18 protein-coding genes are annotated in these 18694 nt (G+C 62.2%); 13 read left to right on the top strand and 5 right to left on the bottom strand.

Going from position 1 to position 18694, the window contains the following annotated elements; genetic code table 11:
* Window positions 1-164: 164 nt before the first annotated feature.
* From V8359_RS10925 to V8359_RS10910, 4 genes are all read left to right on the top strand, one after another.
* Window positions 165-1115 carry an ABC transporter substrate-binding protein gene (locus V8359_RS10925; RefSeq protein ID WP_336428884.1) on the top strand — a complete coding sequence of 317 codons (951 nt, stop codon included), beginning with the start codon at window positions 165-167 and terminating at the stop codon, window positions 1113-1115.
* A 78-nt stretch (window positions 1116-1193) separates the two neighbouring features.
* A complete protein-coding gene (locus V8359_RS10920) occupies window positions 1194-2243 on the top strand; it encodes a quaternary amine ABC transporter ATP-binding protein (protein WP_336428883.1) in 1050 nt (349 codons plus the stop codon).
* Window positions 2236-3825: an ABC transporter permease gene (locus tag V8359_RS10915; RefSeq protein ID WP_336428882.1), complete on the top strand. Its 1590-nt coding sequence runs from the start codon at window positions 2236-2238 to the stop codon at window positions 3823-3825. The genes V8359_RS10920 and V8359_RS10915 overlap by 8 nt, the downstream gene beginning before the upstream one ends.
* A 102-nt stretch (window positions 3826-3927) precedes the next feature.
* Window positions 3928-4911, top strand: a complete 984-nt coding sequence (locus V8359_RS10910; protein WP_336428881.1) for an arginase family protein — start codon at window positions 3928-3930, stop codon at window positions 4909-4911.
* Between the two features lie 34 nt (window positions 4912-4945).
* Here the strand turns inward: V8359_RS10910 and bfr are convergent, their stop codons facing one another.
* The 4 genes from bfr to V8359_RS10890 form a co-directional block, all read right to left on the bottom strand.
* The gene (bfr, locus tag V8359_RS10905; protein WP_336428880.1) at window positions 4946-5431 is read right to left on the bottom strand and encodes a bacterioferritin; all 486 of its coding nucleotides are present in this window, start codon (window positions 5429-5431) and stop codon (window positions 4946-4948) included.
* Window positions 5406-5612, bottom strand: coding sequence for a (2Fe-2S)-binding protein (locus tag V8359_RS10900; protein ID WP_336429051.1), 207 nt, complete (start codon window positions 5610-5612; stop codon window positions 5406-5408). Before V8359_RS10900 ends, bfr begins: the two co-directional genes overlap by 26 nt.
* 85 nt (window positions 5613-5697) lie before the next feature.
* Window positions 5698-5853, bottom strand: coding sequence for a hemin uptake protein HemP (gene hemP / locus V8359_RS10895; RefSeq protein WP_442970362.1), 156 nt, complete (start codon window positions 5851-5853; stop codon window positions 5698-5700).
* 344 nt (window positions 5854-6197) lie between these two features.
* Window positions 6198-7133 (bottom strand): histone deacetylase family protein, encoded by a 936-nt coding sequence (locus tag V8359_RS10890; RefSeq protein WP_336428879.1) that lies wholly within the window; start codon window positions 7131-7133, stop codon window positions 6198-6200.
* Window positions 7134-7240: 107 nt separating this feature from the next.
* Between V8359_RS10890 and V8359_RS10885 the strand changes: the two genes are divergently transcribed.
* The 9 genes from V8359_RS10885 to V8359_RS10845 all read left to right on the top strand — a co-directional run bounded on the left by V8359_RS10885 (window position 7241) and on the right by V8359_RS10845 (window position 17245).
* Entirely contained in the window at window positions 7241-8611 is a 1371-nt protein-coding gene (locus tag V8359_RS10885) for a mechanosensitive ion channel family protein (RefSeq protein ID WP_336428877.1), read from the top strand.
* A 186-nt stretch (window positions 8612-8797) separates the two neighbouring features.
* Window positions 8798-9163: a ribosome silencing factor gene (gene rsfS, locus V8359_RS10880; RefSeq protein ID WP_336429047.1), complete on the top strand. Its 366-nt coding sequence runs from the start codon at window positions 8798-8800 to the stop codon at window positions 9161-9163.
* A 6-nt stretch (window positions 9164-9169) separates the two neighbouring features.
* Window positions 9170-9640, top strand: coding sequence for a 23S rRNA (pseudouridine(1915)-N(3))-methyltransferase RlmH (gene rlmH / locus V8359_RS10875; protein ID WP_336428876.1), 471 nt, complete (start codon window positions 9170-9172; stop codon window positions 9638-9640).
* A 134-nt stretch (window positions 9641-9774) separates the two neighbouring features.
* Window positions 9775-11292, top strand: coding sequence for a 2,3-bisphosphoglycerate-independent phosphoglycerate mutase (gpmI, locus tag V8359_RS10870; protein WP_336428875.1), 1518 nt, complete (start codon window positions 9775-9777; stop codon window positions 11290-11292).
* Entirely contained in the window at window positions 11289-12482 is a 1194-nt protein-coding gene (locus V8359_RS10865; protein ID WP_336428874.1) for a murein hydrolase activator EnvC family protein, read from the top strand. The genes gpmI and V8359_RS10865 overlap by 4 nt, the downstream gene beginning before the upstream one ends.
* Before the next feature lie 7 nt (window positions 12483-12489).
* Window positions 12490-13827, top strand: coding sequence for a S41 family peptidase (locus V8359_RS10860; RefSeq protein ID WP_336428873.1), 1338 nt, complete (start codon window positions 12490-12492; stop codon window positions 13825-13827).
* Window positions 13828-14199: 372 nt separating this feature from the next.
* Window positions 14200-14682, top strand: coding sequence for an RNA pyrophosphohydrolase (locus V8359_RS10855; RefSeq protein WP_336428872.1), 483 nt, complete (start codon window positions 14200-14202; stop codon window positions 14680-14682).
* Complete coding sequence (locus V8359_RS10850; RefSeq protein WP_336428871.1) at window positions 14679-15179, top strand: hypothetical protein; 501 nt, start codon at window positions 14679-14681, stop codon at window positions 15177-15179. Before V8359_RS10855 ends, V8359_RS10850 begins: the two co-directional genes overlap by 4 nt.
* 83 nt (window positions 15180-15262) lie before the next feature.
* Window positions 15263-17245, top strand: a complete 1983-nt coding sequence (locus V8359_RS10845) for an oxidoreductase (RefSeq protein WP_336428870.1) — start codon at window positions 15263-15265, stop codon at window positions 17243-17245.
* Window positions 17246-17278: 33 nt separating this feature from the next.
* Here V8359_RS10845 and V8359_RS10840 read toward each other — a convergent pair whose 3' ends face one another.
* On the bottom strand, window positions 17279-18646 hold the full coding sequence (locus V8359_RS10840; protein ID WP_336428869.1) for a lytic murein transglycosylase: 1368 nt from the start codon (window positions 18644-18646) through the stop codon (window positions 17279-17281).
* Window positions 18647-18694 lie beyond the last annotated feature (48 nt).

The following is an 18694-nucleotide window of genomic DNA, read 5'->3' as shown; positions in this document are numbered from 1 at the left end:
TACTGTGCTTGTCTTAACGTCAGCGCAAGATCGCCGCGTCGCAATAGTATGATTGCCACAGACTGGGACCGGAGCAAAACCAGACCAGAAAACGAACAGGATCCGGAAGGACGCCCGGTCAGGGTCTCCGAACCGGTATGTCAAAACACCAACGGGAGAACGAAATGAAGAAACTTACCGCATTGATGACCGGTACAGCCATGGCGCTTGCCGCGCCCGCAATGGCTGCGGACATCGTGATCGGCGTGCCGAACTGGCCTTCGGTGAACGCAACGGCCCATATCATGAAAGTGGCCATCGAGGACAATCTTGGTCTCGAGGTCGAGCTTCAGAACGGCACAAATCCCATCGTCTTCGAAGCGATGGACAGCGGATCGATGCACGTCCACCCCGAAGTCTGGATGCCCAATCAACAGAACCTGCATGACACCTTCGTCAAGGACAAAGGGACGGTCGTCATGAACCCCAATGGCGTCGAGTCGTTTCAGGGCATGTGCGTGGATCAGGCCACGGCGGACGAACATGGCATCACCACAATCGAAGATCTGACCAACCCCGATGTTGCCGCCCTCTTTGACAGCAACGGCGACGGTCAGGGCGAATTGTGGATCGGAGCCCCCGGCTGGGCGTCGACCGTGGTCGAGAAGATCCGTGCCAAATCCTATGGCTACGATCAGACCATGGACCTGACCGAGATCGACGAAACCGTGGCCTATGCCAATCTCGACAACGCGATCAAGGCAGGCGACCCGTGGGCGGGCTTCTGCTACACGCCGCACTATGTATTCGCGCTGCATGATATGCAGATTCTCAAAGAGCCCGAGCATTATGCGACGGCATGGAAGGTGGTTCAGCCTACCGATGATCCCGACTGGCTCGAGAAGTCCGACGCCGGAAGCGCCTGGGATCTGGCCTATCTGCATGTGCATTTCGCCAAGTCGCTTGAACAGGACTACCCGGAAGTTGCGCGCATGCTTGGCAATGTGGACCTCGACACCGAAACCGTGTCCGCGATGACCCATGCTCTCGTGATCGACAAGCAAGAGCCACTTGCATACGCCCGCGAATGGGTGGCGGTCAACGAAGATCAGGTTCTAGGATGGCTGACCGATTGAGCCGCACACCGCGAAATTGGGACTGACCGCAGGCCGCCGGGCGTTCCGGCGGCCTGATTTGAATCATAAGGGACAGGTATGAGCGAAACAGTCGTCAAGCTTACGGATGTCTGGAAAATCTTTGGCGAACGCGCCAAAGAGGCCATGGCCGCCGTCAAGGAGGAAGGGATCGGCAAGCCCGAAGTGCTCTCGCGCTTTGGCTGCGTTGTGGGCGTCCAAGGCGCCAGCTTCGAGGTGCCGAGAGGTGAAATCTTCTGTATCATGGGATTGTCAGGGTCCGGTAAATCGACCCTTGTGCGCCACGTGAACCGCCTGATCGAACCCACGGCGGGCTCGATCGAAATTCTGGGTCAGGACGTGTCGGCGATCTCCGAGACCGAACTACGTCGCATCCGCGCGCAACAGATCGGGATGGTCTTTCAGCATATGGCGCTGATGCCGCATCGGTCGGTTCGCGACAATGTCGGCTACCCTCTCGAAATCCGTAAGGTCTCAAAATCGAAACGCTGGGCTGTATCGGATCACGCCCTCGGCCTTGTCGACCTCACCGGCTATGAGGACCGCCTGCCCAAAGAGCTTTCGGGCGGCATGCAACAGCGTGTGGGCATCGCCCGCGCGCTTGCCTCCGACCCCGAAATCCTCCTGATGGACGAGCCCTTCTCGGCGCTGGACCCTCTTATTCGCCTGCAATTGCAGGATCAGTTCAAGGCGCTCGTGGCGCAACTCAAGAAGACCACGCTCTTCATCACCCATGACCTCGACGAGGCGATTCGCATCGGCCATCGCATCGCGATCATGAAGGACGGGGTGATCGTTCAGATCGGTACACCCGAACAGATCGTCATGGAACCGGCCGATGATTACGTGCGCGAATTCGTTCAGGGCATCTCGAAACTCAAACTGGTCAAGGCGCATTCGATCATGGAGCCGATCGACGCGTTCCGCGCCAAAGACGACCGGTCGCTCGACGATGCGCCACGGGCCGATGAAAACGCCGATCTCGATCAGTTGATCGACCTGTCGGTGGGCACCTATTCACCGGTGATCATCACGGAAAACGGTCAGGATGTAGGGGTTGTCGACAAGGCGCGCCTGCTCCGCGGCATTCAGGGGGGCAAAGATGAGTGATCCATCCACGGAAATGAAAGTCACCGCGGCATCGGATATCGAGGTGGACCAAGTGACGCTCGACGCCTCGATTCGCGATTTCGCGGGGCCGAATGGCGACTATTACGTTCAGGCGTTCCACAAGATACATGACACAACCGGCCTTGTGCCACGCACCTTCAACATGTGGGCCGCGATCCTCGGACCGTTCTGGGCCGCGAGCCGGGCCATCTGGGGCATGTTCTGGGCTTTTCTGATCCTCGAAATCATCGCCTGGGTTCAGATCGGACGCGGGGCATGGGGCAATCCGGGCGCCGACCTGATGGACCGGGCCGCCCGGCAACAGGACCGCGCCGATGAACTGATGCAGCGCGCGACCGAGGCCACCGAACAGGCCGACGTGGACCGCTTCACCAAGCTGGCCGAGAATATCGGCAAGGCCGCCGAAGGCACTATGCAAAAGGCACAGGCGGCACAGGCCGAAGCGATGGGGATCATGATTACCGGGCTGATCATGCTTGCCGCATTCAAGGTGATCCAGGGGCTTTATGGCAACCGGATTTACGAAAAACAATATTCCAACTGGCGTATTGACCCCGAGACCACTGAAAACGGCCGCACCACGCGCAACACGGTGCTTGGCGCGATTCTGACAGCGCTGATCGGCCCGCTCATCGTCTATAAATTCACCGTGAGCGGCTCACTCCCGCTGCTGGATGCCTTCCCTGAAAACCGCGTGTCCGAGCTTATCATGGGCGAAGGCAACGGCACGATCTTCTCTGTGCTTGCCTCGTGGATGGAAAACCGCATCGACGCCGCGGCCGCCGCAGGGGGTGACGTGTTCGACGGCATTGTCGCCGGCGTCCGTGGCGTGCTCGATGCGCTCACACTCGCGCTCAACGGCTCGCCCTGGCCGGTGGTGATGCTGGTGATCGCGGTGACCGCATGGCGCGCCGCCGGGCCGCGCGTGGCGATCTTCACCATCGCATCGATGGCCTATGTCGCCGTTCTGGGCTACTGGGCTGTCGCAATGGAGACCGTGGCCCTTGTCGGGGCCGCTGTGATCCTGTGCGTGGTGATCGGCATTCCGCTGGGTATCTGGTTCGGCAAATCGCGCCGCGCCTACAAGGCCGCCGAACCGGTGCTGGACCTGATGCAGACATTGCCAGCCTTCGTCTACCTCATCCCGGTCATCGCCTTCTTCGGAACCGGAAACCCGCCGGGCATCCTCGCCACGATCATCTTTGGCATGCCGCCGGTGATCCGCCTGACCGCGCTCGGCATGCGCGGCGTGCCCGACAGCATCAAGGAGGCCGCGGTCGCCTTCGGCGCGTCGCGCTGGCAACTTCTCAAAGACGTGGAAATCCCCCTCGCGCTACCGTCGATCATGACCGGCGTGAACCAGACGATCCTCATGTGCCTCTCGATGGTCGTGATCATCTCGCTCATCGGGGGCGGCGGCCTTGGCAAGGAAATCCTCGAGGCGCTGCAATATGCGGCCAAGGGGCCGGGCCTGCTTGCCGGCTTCGCCATCCTGTTCCTCGCCATGGTGATGGACCGGATCGTGCAGGGCGCCTTCCGCCGCGAGGATCAGAAAGACTGATCGCTCTGGCCCCGGCGCGCTCTGATCGCGCCGGGCCTCTTGCGTCATCGTGAAGTTCACATTCAAATCAAGTGACGAATCCAGCGGCGAGAGGAGGCCAACATGACCGACCCCTATCAGAAATCCATGATGGACAATCTGTATTGGTGGGGCATTCCCACCATGTTCCGCGCGCCCCACACAGACGCCGAAGGACAGGACATCGCCCTTGTCGGCGTCCCCCATTCCACCGGCAACGGCACCACCGAGCGTGATCAGCATCTGGGCCCTCGGGCCCTGCGCCACGTCTCGGCGGTGCAACGGCGCGTGCATATGGACTTTCAGATCGACCCATGGAACACCGCCAAAATCGCGGATGTGGGCGACGTGCCCTTCCCTCGGGCCAATGACAACGAGGATTGCATCGCGCGGATCACCGAATTCTATCGCGAAATCGACGCGGCGGGCGCACGGCCCGTGTCGATCGGCGGCGATCATTCAATCACCGGCGGCATCGTTCAGGCCCTCGGCGGCGGCAAGATCGCAGGCGGCGAACCCGTGAGTTTCCTGCACCTTGATGCCCACACAGATGTGTTCACCAAGGTCGATCACTTCCTCGGGGCCGAGAAATCCGCAGCCCATTGGGGCGCCTACCTCGCCGATCAGGGGCAGGTGGATCCGACACGCTCGATGCAGATCGGTCTGCGTGGCCATCCGCGCAGCCTCGACTGGCTGCAACCCTCCTACGATTACGGCTATAACGTCGTCACGATGAAGGAATTCCGCAAGCGCGGCCTCGCCGATGTGGTGGCGCAAACGCGCGACGTTTTGGGCGGCAGGCCGGTCTACATCACCTTTGATCTCGACTGCCTCGATCCCACAGTGGCCCCCGCCGTGTCCAATCTGGAACCCGGCGAGAAAGGGTTCGACATCGACGAGGCGGTGGGCATCCTTCGCGCTGCTCGCGGGCTCAACATCGTGGGCGGCGACGTGGTCTGCATGATGCCGACCAAGGACAGCCCCAACAACATTACGGCCCTGACCGCTGCTGCGGTGATGTTCGAAATGATCGCCATGATTGCCGAGAACGCGACGGGCGCGTCCTGATCGCGGCGCATCCGGCAACAAGCCGTCGGCAGGTCTACTCGCCCTCGTCCATCTTCGTGACGTTGGCCAGCGCGTAGTTCTGTTCGCCCAGCCGCTCCATGAGGTCGAGCTGCGTCTCGAGAAAGTCGATATGCCCCTCCTCATCATAAAGAAGCTGGTCGAACAGGTCCTTTGACGTGTGGTCGCTGACGCTCTCGCAGTATTCGCGCGCCTCGGTATAGAGCGCGCGGGCCTCCATCTCGGCGGCCAGATCGCATTCCAGCGTTTCCTTGGGCGTCTGTCCGATGCGTAGCGGATCGAGCTTTTGCAGGTTCGGATGCCCCTCAAGGAAGATGATCCGCTCGATCAGCTTGTCGGCGTGGTTCATCTCTTCGATGCTTTCCTCGCGGCTTTTCTTGGCCATGTGGCCAAGGCCCCAATCCTCCTGAAGCTTGTAATGGGTCCAATACTGGCTGATCGCGGTAAGCTCGCTACGCAATGCGCGGTTCAGGTATTCAATGACTTTCTTGTCGCCTTGCATATTGGTTTTCCTGTGTAGGCGCCGCCCGAAGGCCGCGCAAATCCATTGGAACTTCCAGATTAACATTCTTGCGCATGGTGGCCAGAAAAAGGGGCATGCATCCGCCACAATCCGCTTGCTTGCCAAGCGCGTGATAGATGCGGCCCGGCGTTATGAGGGCGGCGCTATCCGCCGCCCGCATCCAGTCTATTGCGGCGTTAATCTCGCCGCTGGTGATGTTCTGACAATGGCAGACAATCATTTGAGTGGCCTTCGCACGCTGGTTTTTACTTGGTGAGGATAAGTTTGCCCGCGCGGGTGATGCGCAGGGTATAAAGCTGATCGCCAAGCTGAATCCGGGCCTGATCGCGGCCCTCGGTCAGGTCCGTCGCCTTGTAAACCGGATAGCTTTCGACAGGCGGCGTGGTGTTCTGCTTGATCATCATGGCGTGGACATCCCTTTGTCGCTGCGGAGCGTCGAGACGGTCGAGCACCTGCTCGAGCGCAAGGCACACGGGCGCCTCTTCGAAGGCACAGGCCAGCGTCTCCAATCGGTCAGCGCGGTGGCATCCCATCTGACGTCCCCTTGATCGGCGCAGCCCAGAAAGATCTGCGCGCTCTGGTCAATTTCGGGTCGGGCTGATCCGCGCAACGGCGGTTTGGCTTGACGACTCAATTTCTGATTTATTTTATCAGATAAGTCAATCTGACTTTTTTACTCAGAATAATTTATTCGGCAAAAAACCATCAAAACTCCGCGCGCCCCGGCCCACGCCACTGACTTGGATCATCCTGTTTTGGCACCCGCCGAGATGAGCGCGTCCGCATGGGCGGCCACACTCCGGCCCAACGCATCAAGGTCATAGCCCCCTTCAAGGCTCGACATCACGCGCCCGGCGCACTGCGTGCTTGCCAACTCACAGATCGCCTCTGTCACCCATGCAAAATCCGCCTCCGTCAGGTTGAGCGAGGCCAGCGGATCATCGCGGTGCGCATCGAACCCCGCCGAGATGAAAATCATCTCGGGGTCATGCGCCGCCACCGCAGGCAAAATCTCGCGGTCCCAAAGCTGGCGGAACTCCTGCCCTGCCGTGCCCGATGAAAGCGGCACGTTCATCACCGTGCCGTGCGGGCCGGTGTCATCCGCGGCCCCGGTGCCGGGGAAAAGCGGGCTTTGGTGGGACGAGGCGAAGAACACCCGCGCATCCTCCTCCAGAAGGTCCTGTGTGCCGTTCCCGTGATGCACGTCGAAATCCACCACCGCCACGCGCTCAAGCCCATGATGATTCAGCGCATGCCTCACCGCCGCCGCCACCGTTCCGAAATAGCAAAAGCCCATCGCGGTTTCGCGTTCCGCGTGATGCCCCGGCGGGCGCATCGCGATGAACGCATTGCGCACCTCTTCCGCAATTATCATGTCTACCGCCTGCACCGCGCCGCCCACCGCTCGTGTCGCGGCCTCGAGTGTGCCGGGCGACATAAACGTATCCCCGTCGATCTGAGCAAAGCCTTCGGTCGGGGCCGCCGACCTCAGCGCCTCAAGATGCGCGCGCGGATGAACGCGTAGAAGATCATCTTCGGCGGCCAACGGCGCCCGAACCCTGAGCATATCCTTACCCTCAAGTGCAGAAAGGACATGGGATATCCGCGCCACCTGCTCGGGGTGGCCCGCGGGATTGACGTGGTGCATGGCGGCATCGTGGGTGACAAGGGCTGTGGTCATGGGCCTGTTTCCTTTCGGCTTGCGCCGCCAAGCACAGCGCAATCTCCGGCGCTTGTCCACCCGTCCAAGGCTTGCGGTTCCCGGCACCCCGGTGCACTCTTGACCCCATGGAAGAAGATGCAATCGACATCACCGAAGCGGTAAACCCCGAAAATCTGGCGCAAAACGCCCAAGAGATCGCGTTCACACTCTGGAGCGAGGCGCAAAACCTCGTCGAGGGGCTGATGCGCCCCTGGAACGTCTATCAGCTCGTGATTTTCGTCGGCATATTCGGTGTCGCGCATCTTCTGCGCCACCTGCTCGGGCCGCGCTTGCACGCTTGGATGCGCACGCGCGCGGGCTGGCCCAAATGGCGCATCCGCGTTCTTGTGATCCTGCACCGCCGACTGCGGCTTATTTTCGTGGTGCTGATAACATGGTCCGTGGTCTGGATCATGCGCGAGGTGACGTGGCCAAGCCGCTCCTACCTGCTCGCCATCGCGGGAAGCCTCGCCTTGGTATGGCTGGTGATCGCCATTCTCACCCGGCTCATCGCGAACCCCTTCCTTCGCAAAATGGTGCGTTACGTGGGCTGGACATGGGCGACGCTGATGATCCTCAATCTCACTGACGAGGCGCGCGATCTCCTCGACAGTGCCGCGATCACCTTCGGAGAAACGCGCTTTTCGCTATGGACGGTGTTTCAGGGCCTCGTGATCATCGGCCTGCTGATCTTCCTTGCGCGTGTGGTTTCCCGGGGCACATCCGCCCGCATCCGCCGCAACAAAGACATATCGCCCTCGATGCAGGAACTTGTGCTCAAGGTGTTGCAAATCCTGCTTTATGGCGCGGCCTTCTTCATCGGGCTGCGCGCGGTCGGGGTCGATCTCACGGGGCTTGCGGTGTTGTCGGGCGCCATCGGCGTGGGCCTCGGCTTCGGCCTGCAAAAGGTCGTGTCGAACCTCGTCTCGGGGGTGATCATCCTGCTGGACAAATCGATCAAGCCGGGTGACGTGATATCCATCGGCGACACGTTCGGCTGGATCAATTCGCTTGGGGCGCGCTATGTGTCGATCACCACGCGCGACGGCAAGGAATACCTCATTCCGAACGAGGATCTGATCACCGGTCAGGTGGTCAACTGGTCCCATTCCAACGATTTTGTCCGGCTGGATATCTTCTTTGGCGTCGCCTATGGCGACGACCCGCACGAGGTGCGGCGCATCGCGATCGACGCGGCCAAGGGGGTGGACAGGGTTCTGACCTCGAAACCCGCCGTCTGTCACATCGTCGGCTTTGGCGACAGTTCCGTGGATTACATCCTGCGGTTCTGGATCACCGATCCGACCGGCGGACTCACCAATATTCGCGGCAATGTGTATCTCGCGCTGTGGGACGCGTTCCAAGAAAACAATATTTCTATCCCCTTCCCTCAACGCGAAGTGCGCCACCTCAATTCCGCAACGGGCGACAGGGCGCCGGACCTTCCCACCGACTGACATACCGCTGTGACACAGATTGCGCAAAACTGCGCCACCTCCGCAGCCATTCATTGAAATGACACGCGCCAGTGGCTACCTTCGACTCAGGCCCGGCACCGGGGCTTTGACAGGTGCCCAACCAAGGAGGACACTGCTCTGTCCATGACGACCCAAGCGGCCCCTGCCGCGCCAAACCGCGCCGAGATGCCGGCCCGCAACAAGGCGGACAGCGACACTCAGCTTGCGCGCATTCTTTCCTCACTCTCCGACGACAAGGCCGAGGATATCGTGCAGGTGGACCTGCGCGGCAAATCGGCCATCGGCGATTACATGGTCATTTGCTCGGGGCGTTCCTCGCGGCAGGTCTCGGCCATCGCAGAAAAGCTTGTCGCGCGGCTCAAGTCGGACCTGTCGGTCGCGGCGCGGGTCGAGGGCAAGGATACAGGCGACTGGGTGCTGATCGACACCGGTGACGTGATCGTTCACGTGTTCCGCCCCGAAGTGCGCGAGTTCTATCAACTCGAAAAAATGTGGCTCCCGGCGGACAAACAGCCCGCATCCGCGTCCTGACGCGGGATGCGCGTGCATATCTGCGCTGTGGGCCGGCTTCGCTCCGGCCCTGAACGCGCACTGATCGACGACTATCTCACCCGGTTCGACCGCACCGGGCGGGCCTTGGGCCTCGGCCCATCAAACCTGCTTGAGGTTGAGGACAAGAAGGGCGGCGGCATGACAGCCGAAGCCGCGCTTCTGGAGCGCGCGCTCCCCACAGGTGCCGTCATCGTCGCACTTGATGAACGCGGCAAACTTCTGACGTCTCCGCAATTTTCCGACCGCCTCGCCGGGTGGCGCGATGCCGCGCGCGGCGATGTGGCCTTCGTGATTGGCGGCGCCGACGGGCTCGCCCCGGCACTGCGCGACCGCGCCGATTTCAAACTCTCGTTCGGCGCGATGGTCTGGCCCCACATGCTAGCGCGCGTGATGCTTGCCGAACAGCTTTATCGCGCCGCATCAATCCTCGCCGGATCTCCTTATCATCGTGTGTGATGCCCTCCTTGATCGCAGGCCCTGCGCAGGACGCGTCTTTCCCGCACCGTTACGGTATCGTTACCGTTAACGCGGTTCACCCCACCCGCATGACACTGTAGAAGGGCCACAAAACCACGAGGCAGGAATCGCGAATGACCACCCCCAAACCCGTTGTGCTGTGTATCCTCGACGGCTGGGGTCTCTCCGACCGGACCGAGGCGAACGCGCCATTCCTTGCCGAAACGCCGAATTTCGACCGGCTCATGGCCTCCTGCCCCAACGCCACGCTGCTCACTCATGGGCATGACGTGGGCCTGCCCGCCGGGCAGATGGGCAATTCCGAGGTGGGCCACATGAATATCGGCGCAGGCCGCGTCGTGGAAATGGATTTGCGCCGCATCGACCGGGCCATCGAAACCGGGGCCTTCGGCTCGCTACCGGGCATTCTGCGCTTCATCGACAGTCTAAAGGCATCGGGCGGCACGGCGCATCTTCTGGGCGTGCTCTCGGATGGCGGTGTCCACAGCCATCTCGACCACATGATCGTCACCGCCGAGGCGCTCACCGCGCAGGGCGTGCCCGTGGCCATCCATGCCTTCACCGACGGGCGCGACGTGGCACAGATCTCGGCCGAAACCTATCTCGAGGAATTGCGCCGCTCCCTGCCCGAAGGCGCGTTCATCGCAACCGTCTCGGGGCGCTATTACGCCATGGACCGTGACAACCGCTGGGACCGTGTCAGCCTCGCTTTCGACGCCCTCGTGAACGCGCGCGGCTATACCGCTGAAACCGCCGCCGAGGCCATCGCCAACGCCTATGGCAAGGGCCGCACCGACGAGTTCATCAAACCCCGTGTTCTGGGCGATTATCGTGGCATGCAGGACGGCGACGGCATCCTGTGCCTTAACTTCCGCGCGGACCGCGCGCGCGAAATCCTCGCCAGTTTCGCCGACCCCGAGTTCGACGACTTCGAAACCGGGCCCCGACCACGCTTCGCCATCGTCTCGGGCTTTACCGAATATTCGCGCCGCCACACCGCCTATATGGACTGCATCTTTCCCGATGAGGCGCCGGAAAACACCCTGTCGCAATGGATCGCCGCACACGGTCTGCGGCAATTCCACATCGCCGAAACCGAAAAATACCCCCATGTGACCTTCTTCCTCAATGGCGGGCGTGAACGTCCCGTGGCGGGCGAAGACCGCTACATGGCCCCATCCCCGCACGTGGCCACCTATGACCTGCGCCCCGAAATGTCGGCGGATGAGGTCACTGATCACCTTGTGGGGGCCATCGACGACGGCTACGATTTCATCGTGGTGAATTATGCCAACCCCGACATGGTCGGCCATACGGGCGATCTTGATGCCGCGATCACCGCGTGTGCCGCGGTCGATCGGGGGCTGGGGCGCGCGCTTACGGCGCTCGAGGCGGCGGGCGGCGCGATGATCGTGACCGCCGATCACGGCAATTGCGAAGTGATGACACATCCCGACACCGGCCTGCCCCACACGGCCCACACCACCAACCCCGTTCCGGTGATCCTCACGGGCGGACCGCCCGGCGCAACGCTCCGCTCCGGGCGGCTTGCTGATCTGGCACCGACCGTGCTGGCGCTCATGGGGCTCGACCAGCCGCCCGAGATGACAGGGAACAGCCTGCTGTCATGAGGCGCGGAACACTCATAAAGCGGGCCGCGCAAATCTGTGTCACAGGTTTTTCGCAAGCCGCTTTGCTGTCGCTCTGCGCGCTGCTGTTCCTCGCGACGACACCCGCCCACGCTCAGGCGACCGACGCCGCCGAGGCTGCGCGCAAAGCCGCGCTGGCGCTCGAAAACGCCTCGCGGGCGCTCGACAAGGCCGACGGCGCGCGCAATCGGGTCAAGGCCCTGACCGAAACCGTACGCGCCTACGAAGACGGGCTTGAGGCGATGCGCGACGGCCTGCGCCGGGCATCCGTGCGCGAACAGGCTTTGTCGCGTGATCTGGCCGCCTCCGAGGCCGAAATCAGCCAACTTCTCGGCATCCTTCAATCCATGGCCAGTGCGCCTTCGCCGGTGCTGCTTCTGCATCCCTCCGGCCCTTTGGGCACCGCGCGGTCGGGCATGATCCTCGCCGATGTGACCCCGGCCCTCAACTCCGAGATCGACTCCCTGCGCGCCAAGCTCTCGGATCTCGCGGTGCTGCGCGCCCTTCAGGAAAGCGCGGCCCAAACCCTGCGCGACGGCCTGAGCGGTGCCCAAACTGCCCGCATCGAACTCAGTCAGGCCATCGCCGACCGCACCGATCTGCCGCGCCGCTTTTCCGAAGACCCGGTCAAGACCGCCCTGCTCATCGCCGGAACCGAATCGCTCGAAGGGTTTGCCTCGGGCCTCAGCCAGATCGCGGTCGGCGAAGTGCCCGGCTCGCTTCCTGACATCTCCGACCGCAAGGGCGCGCTGAACCTCCCCGTGCAAGGCCGCATCCTGCGCCGCGCAGGCGAGGCCGACGCCGCCGGCATCACCCGCCCGGGCCTAATTGTCGCCACGCCGCCAAACGCCCTCGTCACGACGCCCACCGCAGCCACGCTGCGCTATGCCGGGCCGCTTCTCGATTACGGAAACGTGGCAATTCTTGAACCACAAGCCGGGCTTCTCCTGGTTTTGGCCGGGCTCGATGTGGTCTATGGTGAGGCCGGAGAGGTCCTCCCCGGCGGTAGCCCTGTCGGGCTTATGGGCGGGACCGGTGCAGATGCCGACGGAATTTTGCCGGGCACGGATGGACAGACGGGTTCAGAATGGTCCGAAACGCTTTATATTGAAATACGAGAGCAGAACGAACCGGTGGACCCCGAAAACTGGTTCAGAACAGACAAAGGATGAGTGCGCGATGAAGAAATTCCTGATGGCCGCCATGGCCGGAACACTGGCCGGGGTGGTCGTGACCACACAGGTTGCCGCCCCGCTTCTGGCCCAAGAGGCCGAAAAGAACACCAATGTCTACGAACAGCTCGACCTTTTCGGCGACATTTTCGAACGCATCCGCGTCCAATATGTCGAGGACGTGGACGAGGGCGAACTGATCGAAGCCGCGATCAACGGCATGCTCACGTCGCTCGACCCGCACTCAAGCTATCTGCCCCCGGATGACGCCGCCGCGATGCAGGAACAAACCCGCGGTGAGTTCGGCGGCCTCGGCATCGAGGTCACGCAGGAAGAAGGCTTCGTCAAGGTCGTCTCACCCATCGACGGCACCCCCGCCGACAACGCAGGCATCGAAGCCGGTGATTTCATCACGCATGTCGATGGCGAAAGCGTTCTGGGCCTCACCCTCAACGAGGCGGTGGATCTCATGCGCGGCCCCGTCGGCTCCGAGATCATCGTCACCGTCGTGCGCGAGGGCGAAGACCCGTTCGATGTCTCGATCATCCGCGACACGATCGAACTGACCGCCGTGCGCGCCCGCACCGAACAGAACACCGTCGTGCTGCGCGTTACCACCTTCAACGACAACACCTTCCCCAACCTCAAGGAAGGGCTCGAGGAACAGGTCGAAGCGGCTGGTGGCTGGGATGCGGTCAATGGCGTCGTGCTCGACCTGCGCAACAATCCGGGCGGCCTTCTGACCCAGGCGATCAAGGTGTCCGATGCCTTTCTCGATGCGGGCGAAATCGTCTCGACCCGTGGCCGCGATCCTCAGGATGGTGAACGCTTCAATGCCAGCCCCGGCGATCTGGCCGATGGCAAACCCGTTGTCGTTCTGATCAACGGTGGCTCGGCCTCGGCCTCCGAAATCGTCGCAGGCGCACTTCAGGATCACCGGCGCGCCGTGGTCGTGGGCACCAAAAGCTTTGGCAAAGGCTCGGTCCAGACGGTAATGCCGCTGCGGGGCGACGGGGCGATGCGCCTCACCACCGCACGCTACTACACGCCCTCGGGCCGCTCGATTCAGGCGCTTGGTGTTTCTCCGGACATTCTCGTGCCGCAACCGCGCCGCACCGAAGAAGAGGATGAGGACGAAGGCGAGAGCCCGCTGCGCCCTTTGCGCTCGGAGTCCGACCTCCGCGGGAGCCTCGACAATGACAGCCTGACCGAGGATGAGATCCGCCAGATCGAAGAAGATCGCGAGCGCGCCGAAGAGGCGGCCAAGCTGCGCGACGAAGACTACCAATTGGCTTATGCCATCGACGTTCTGCGCGGTCTCTCCGCCCTGAACGAGATCAAGTAACGATCAGGCATGCCACCGCCCCCCGCCGGGTCGGTGGCATTTCAGGCTCGGTCATCTCTTTAGCCGTTTCGCGAAAAACCCGGACCACAGATTTTCGCGTAACGGGACAGCCTTGCTGCCCATTAAAGCACCGCGCGCCCCGTTACCCTGCATCTGCCTGACATTTCGCACCGACGTAATACCGACGTGAATGCCGACGTGGATGCCGACACGCCGTTTCCCTTGTTTTACTGGCGTTAATGGCTGATTCGTCGCGGTGGGCCTTCTTTCGGCACTCAGCACCGACCTGCCACGCCGCGCTGCCTCTGGATCACACGGCGCAAAACGCCTATCTCTGGCCAGGACAGTGCCGCACCCGACCCGAGGATCGCCATGACCCCCGAAGATATCGCCCGCCTGCCCTATCGTCCCTGTGTTGGCGTCATGCTCGCCAACACGGACGGTCATGTCTTTGTGGGTCAACGGCTCGACAATCAAGCCAACGCCTGGCAGATGCCGCAAGGTGGCGTTGATCCCGGTGAAACCGCCCGAGACGCCGCCCTTCGGGAGCTTTGGGAAGAAACCGGCATCACCGCTCATCTCGTTGATATCGAGGCACAAACCCGCGAAACCGTGCGCTATGATCTACCACATGACCTTGTGCCGAAACTCTGGAAAGGGCGTTTTCGCGGGCAAGAGCAGACATGGTTTCTCATGCGATTTCGGGGCGCAGATGCGGATGTGAACATCGCCACCGATCACCCGGAATTTTCAGCTTGGAAGTGGTTGGCACCGGAGCATCTCATTGACGCGATCGTTCCCTTCAAACGCGAGGTGTATGCCCATGTCCTCGAAGATTTCGCAGCCAAGCTATGATCCTGAAAAACCTGTGTATAATCACCGCTTTGGGCCTCGTGGCGACACCGGTTGCGGGCCTGTCCTGTCTGCCTCACAGCGTCACCGACACGTATCAACGTCTCGACGCCCAAGACACCCGCTATGTGGTCGTACACGGCACCCTCAGCTTTGATCAGGGCTTGGTTCCAACGGTTGATCCCGCCAATCAGGCCAGCACCCCGCAAAGCACGGAAATTCCGGCGCATTTCGTTGGTAAATCCCTTGGAAATAAGGGGTTTACGCGTGACTTCGCCACGGATCTGACACTCGATCTTCGCTGCGCGGGGCCGTGGTGCGCGGGGGCCAAGACAGGCACGGACTATCTTGCGTTCCTTGCCCGAAACACGGAAGGGGAGTTTCGATTCACCCTAGGGCCCTGTGGCGGTGACGGCTTTGCCGATCCAACGGCGGAACAGCTTGAACAAGCGCATACCTGCTTTGCCGGCGGCCCCTGCGTGGCGAAGTTTTTCCAATAATTTTCATTATCTTGGCCGCCTTCTGCCGGCGCACCTGCGGCAGGGGCTTCCAGTTTCCGCGCTCCTCTGGTTAACCTCGCCGGATGACAACGCCAGATCACGCCAGCGCCGCCCCTGCGGCACCCGCCCGCCTCATGCAGCCTCTCCAACTGGGCGGTATCGAGATTCGCAACCGGATCGTCTCGACCGGCCACGACACTGTTCTCGCGCATGACGGTCACGTGAGCGATGCACTCATCGCCTATCACGCCGCGCGGGCCAAGGGCGGCGTCGGGCTTATCGTCAGCCAGGTCACGGGTATCCACGATTCCGCCCGTTACACCAGCCATGTGCTCATGGGCACCGATGATGACTGCATTCCCGGTTTCCGCCGCTTGGCCGACACAGTCCATGACCATGGCGCGCGCATCGTGGCCCAGCTTTTCCACCCCGGCCGCGAGATCATGGAGACCTCCGACGGCACCTTGCCTGTGGCCTATGCCCCCTCGGCCGTACCCAGTGAACGGTTCCATACGATGCCCCGTGCGCTGTCGGTGAAGATGATTAACGAATTCGTGTCAGGCTATGCCGATGCCGCCCGCAGAATGCAGGAGGCCGGGCTCGACGGGGTCGAAATCGTGGCAAGCCACGGATATCTGCCCGCCCAGTTCCTGAATCCCGAGGTCAATCTTCGCTCGGACGACTATGGCGGTGATCTCGACGGGCGCGCGCGCTTCCTGCTTGAAGTGCTCGATGCCGTCCGCGCGGCCACGGGACAGGGCTTCGTCGTGGGCCTGCGCACCACCGGCGAAGAACATGACGAGACGGGCATGGACGCAGGCGAGGTTCTCAGGGTGATCACCCGCGCGGCGCCTTACCTCGATTATGTCAGTATTGCCGCCGGGACTTCGGCGACGATCGGTGGCGCGATCCACATCGCACCGCCCATGTATTTCGAGCCGGGCTATCCCCGAAGCTTCTCACAGCGCGTCAAGGAGGCCACGGACCTGCCTGTCATCCTTACTGGGCGCATCAATCAACCGCAGGATGCCGAAGCCGTGCTCGCCCGGGGTGAGGCCGATATGTGCGGCATGACCCGCGCGCTTATTTGTGACCCGGCCATGCCCGCCAAGGCCAGCGAGGGGCGACTTGACGATATCCGCGCATGCATCGCGTGCAATCAGGCCTGCATCGGCCATTTTCACAAGGGCGTGCCGATTTCCTGCATTCAGCACCCCGAAACCGGGCGCGAACTTCGATATGGCGCGCTTGATCCCGCCCAGACGCCGCGCCGGGTTGTCGTCGTGGGCGGCGGCCCCGGCGGGATGAAGGCTGCGGCGGTCGCGGCGGCGCGGGGTCACGAAGTGACCTTGCTCGAGGCCGGATCACAGCTTGGCGGTCAGGCGCTTCTGGCACAGCTTCTTCCTGGCCGCGCCGAATTCGGCGGCATCATCACCAACCTCTCGCACGAGATGGAGTGCGCGGGCGTCGAGGTGCGGCTCAACACCGAAGCAACCCTCGAAACGCTGACCGCAATGGCCCCCGATGCGGTGATCGTCGCCACTGGCGGCACCCCGCGTGTTCCCACTGCCGAAATCGACGACAGCACCCATTTTCTGACCGCATGGCAGGTGTTGCGCGGCGCGGCGAATGTGGGCGGATCGGTGCTGATCTCCGACTGGCGCGGCGACTGGACAGGGCTCGGCCTTGCCGAACAACTCGCCTCCGAGGGCCGCTCGGTGACACTGGCGGTGACCGGCACCATGGCGGGCGAGGCGCTGCAATCCTACGTGCGTGACACGATGCTTGCCCGGGCCACGCGGCTTGGTGTCACCGTGGTGCCTTATGCTCGGCTTTATGGTGCCGACGGCGACACCGTTTATCTTCAGCATGTCGCCAGCGGTGAGCCGATGATTTTCGAAGGCATCGACACGCTCGTCGCCGCCCATGGGCAGGACGCCAGCAGCGGCCTTCTCGACGCGCTTGACGGCGCATCCTTCGATGTCACCGGTATCGGTGATTGCCTCGCGCCCCGCACTGCGGAAGAGGCTGTTCTGGAAGGTTTGTGCGCAGGCAGTTCGGTGTGACAGACTGCGTGATAGACTGCGCCGGGGCCGTGTTCAGCGCCGGCGCAAATCCTTCAGCAACTGCTTGGACGGATATCCATCCCGCGTCAGGCCACGCGACTTCTGATAGGCGCGAATGGCTTGGGTCGTCTCGGGCCCGACGACGCCATCGACCGTGGTGACGCCGAACCCCTTACGCTTCAGAAGGAGTTGAATTTCCTTCTTTTCCCGATCGCTTGTTGACTCGTATTGCCGTGGCCAGCTTGCCTGAATCGGTGGCCCGCCCTTGATCCGGTCCGCAAGGTGGCCCACGCCGATCACATAGGCATCCGCCTTGTTATAGCGTTCGATCACCCCGAAATTATGGAAGATCATGAAGGCCGCACCCTGTGTGCCCGCAGGCAACAGGATCGAGCCAGGTCCGAAATTCGGCACCGGGCGCCCGTCGATCCCCACCACACCCTCGGCGGCCCAGGCCGCCGGATTCTGGCGCAGTTTTCGGGTTGCGCGCGCGTTGTTGAACCCGGCCGGAAGCAACACTTCGACCCCCCAAGGCTGACCTTTGCGCCAGCCGAACCGCTTGAGATACGCGGCGGTCGACGCCAGCGCATCGGTCGGGTTCTCAGACCAGATATCGCGCTTGCCATCGCCGGTGAAATCCACCGCATAAGCAAGATACGACGTAGGGATGAACTGCGTATGTCCCATCGCCCCGGCCCATGACCCGGTCATCGAACGCGGCGCCACATCACCCGCCTCCAGGATCTTGAGCGCGGCGACCAGCTGTTTTTCAAAGAACCGACCGCGCCGCCCATCATAAGCCAGCGTTGCCAGAGCCTCGATCAGGGGGGTGTCGCCACGACGCGCGCCATAGGCACTTTCCATGCCCCAGATCGCCGTCACGACCTCCTTGTCGACACCGTAATGCGCCTCGATACGATTCAGCGTTCGACCATATTTGCGCACCATTTTGCGTCCGTTGGTCACCCTGCTGGGCGAGACGGCAAAATCCAGATACTCCCATATCTGCTTGGTGAACTCCGATTGGTTGCGGTCCTTTCGAACCACGCTTGTATTGTATTGAATACCCCGAAACGCACGGTCGAAGGTGCGGGCCGAAATACCCGTCGAAAGGGCGCGGCCCCGAAACCCCCTGATCCAGTTGGCAAAGCCTTGATTGCTGACCGATGCCTCGACCGCCATGCCTGCCGCGACCGTATTGGCGGGGCGCAGCACGGGCCGCACCGCCGAAAGCGAAACAAGTGTCACCCCTGACCGACTGACGGTTTCGGCGTCAGTGACGGGCCGTGCCGTGGGTCGCAGCGAACTGTCGACAGCTTGCGGGGTGGCCTGCGCCGATGCCGGGGTCGCGCAACTCAGAATGGCGCCCACTGCGGCGCCGACTATACGATAATATCTCATGCCCTGGCCCTTCCTCGTGACCTGTGCCTCGATGGAATGGTAGCGCGA

Origin of the sequence: Roseovarius sp. E0-M6 (assembly GCF_037083845.1) — a bacterium.
Lineage (GTDB): Bacteria > Pseudomonadota > Alphaproteobacteria > Rhodobacterales > Rhodobacteraceae > Roseovarius.
Note: the sequence above shows the minus strand (reverse complement) of the source record. Positions and strands in the feature narration are given on the sequence as shown.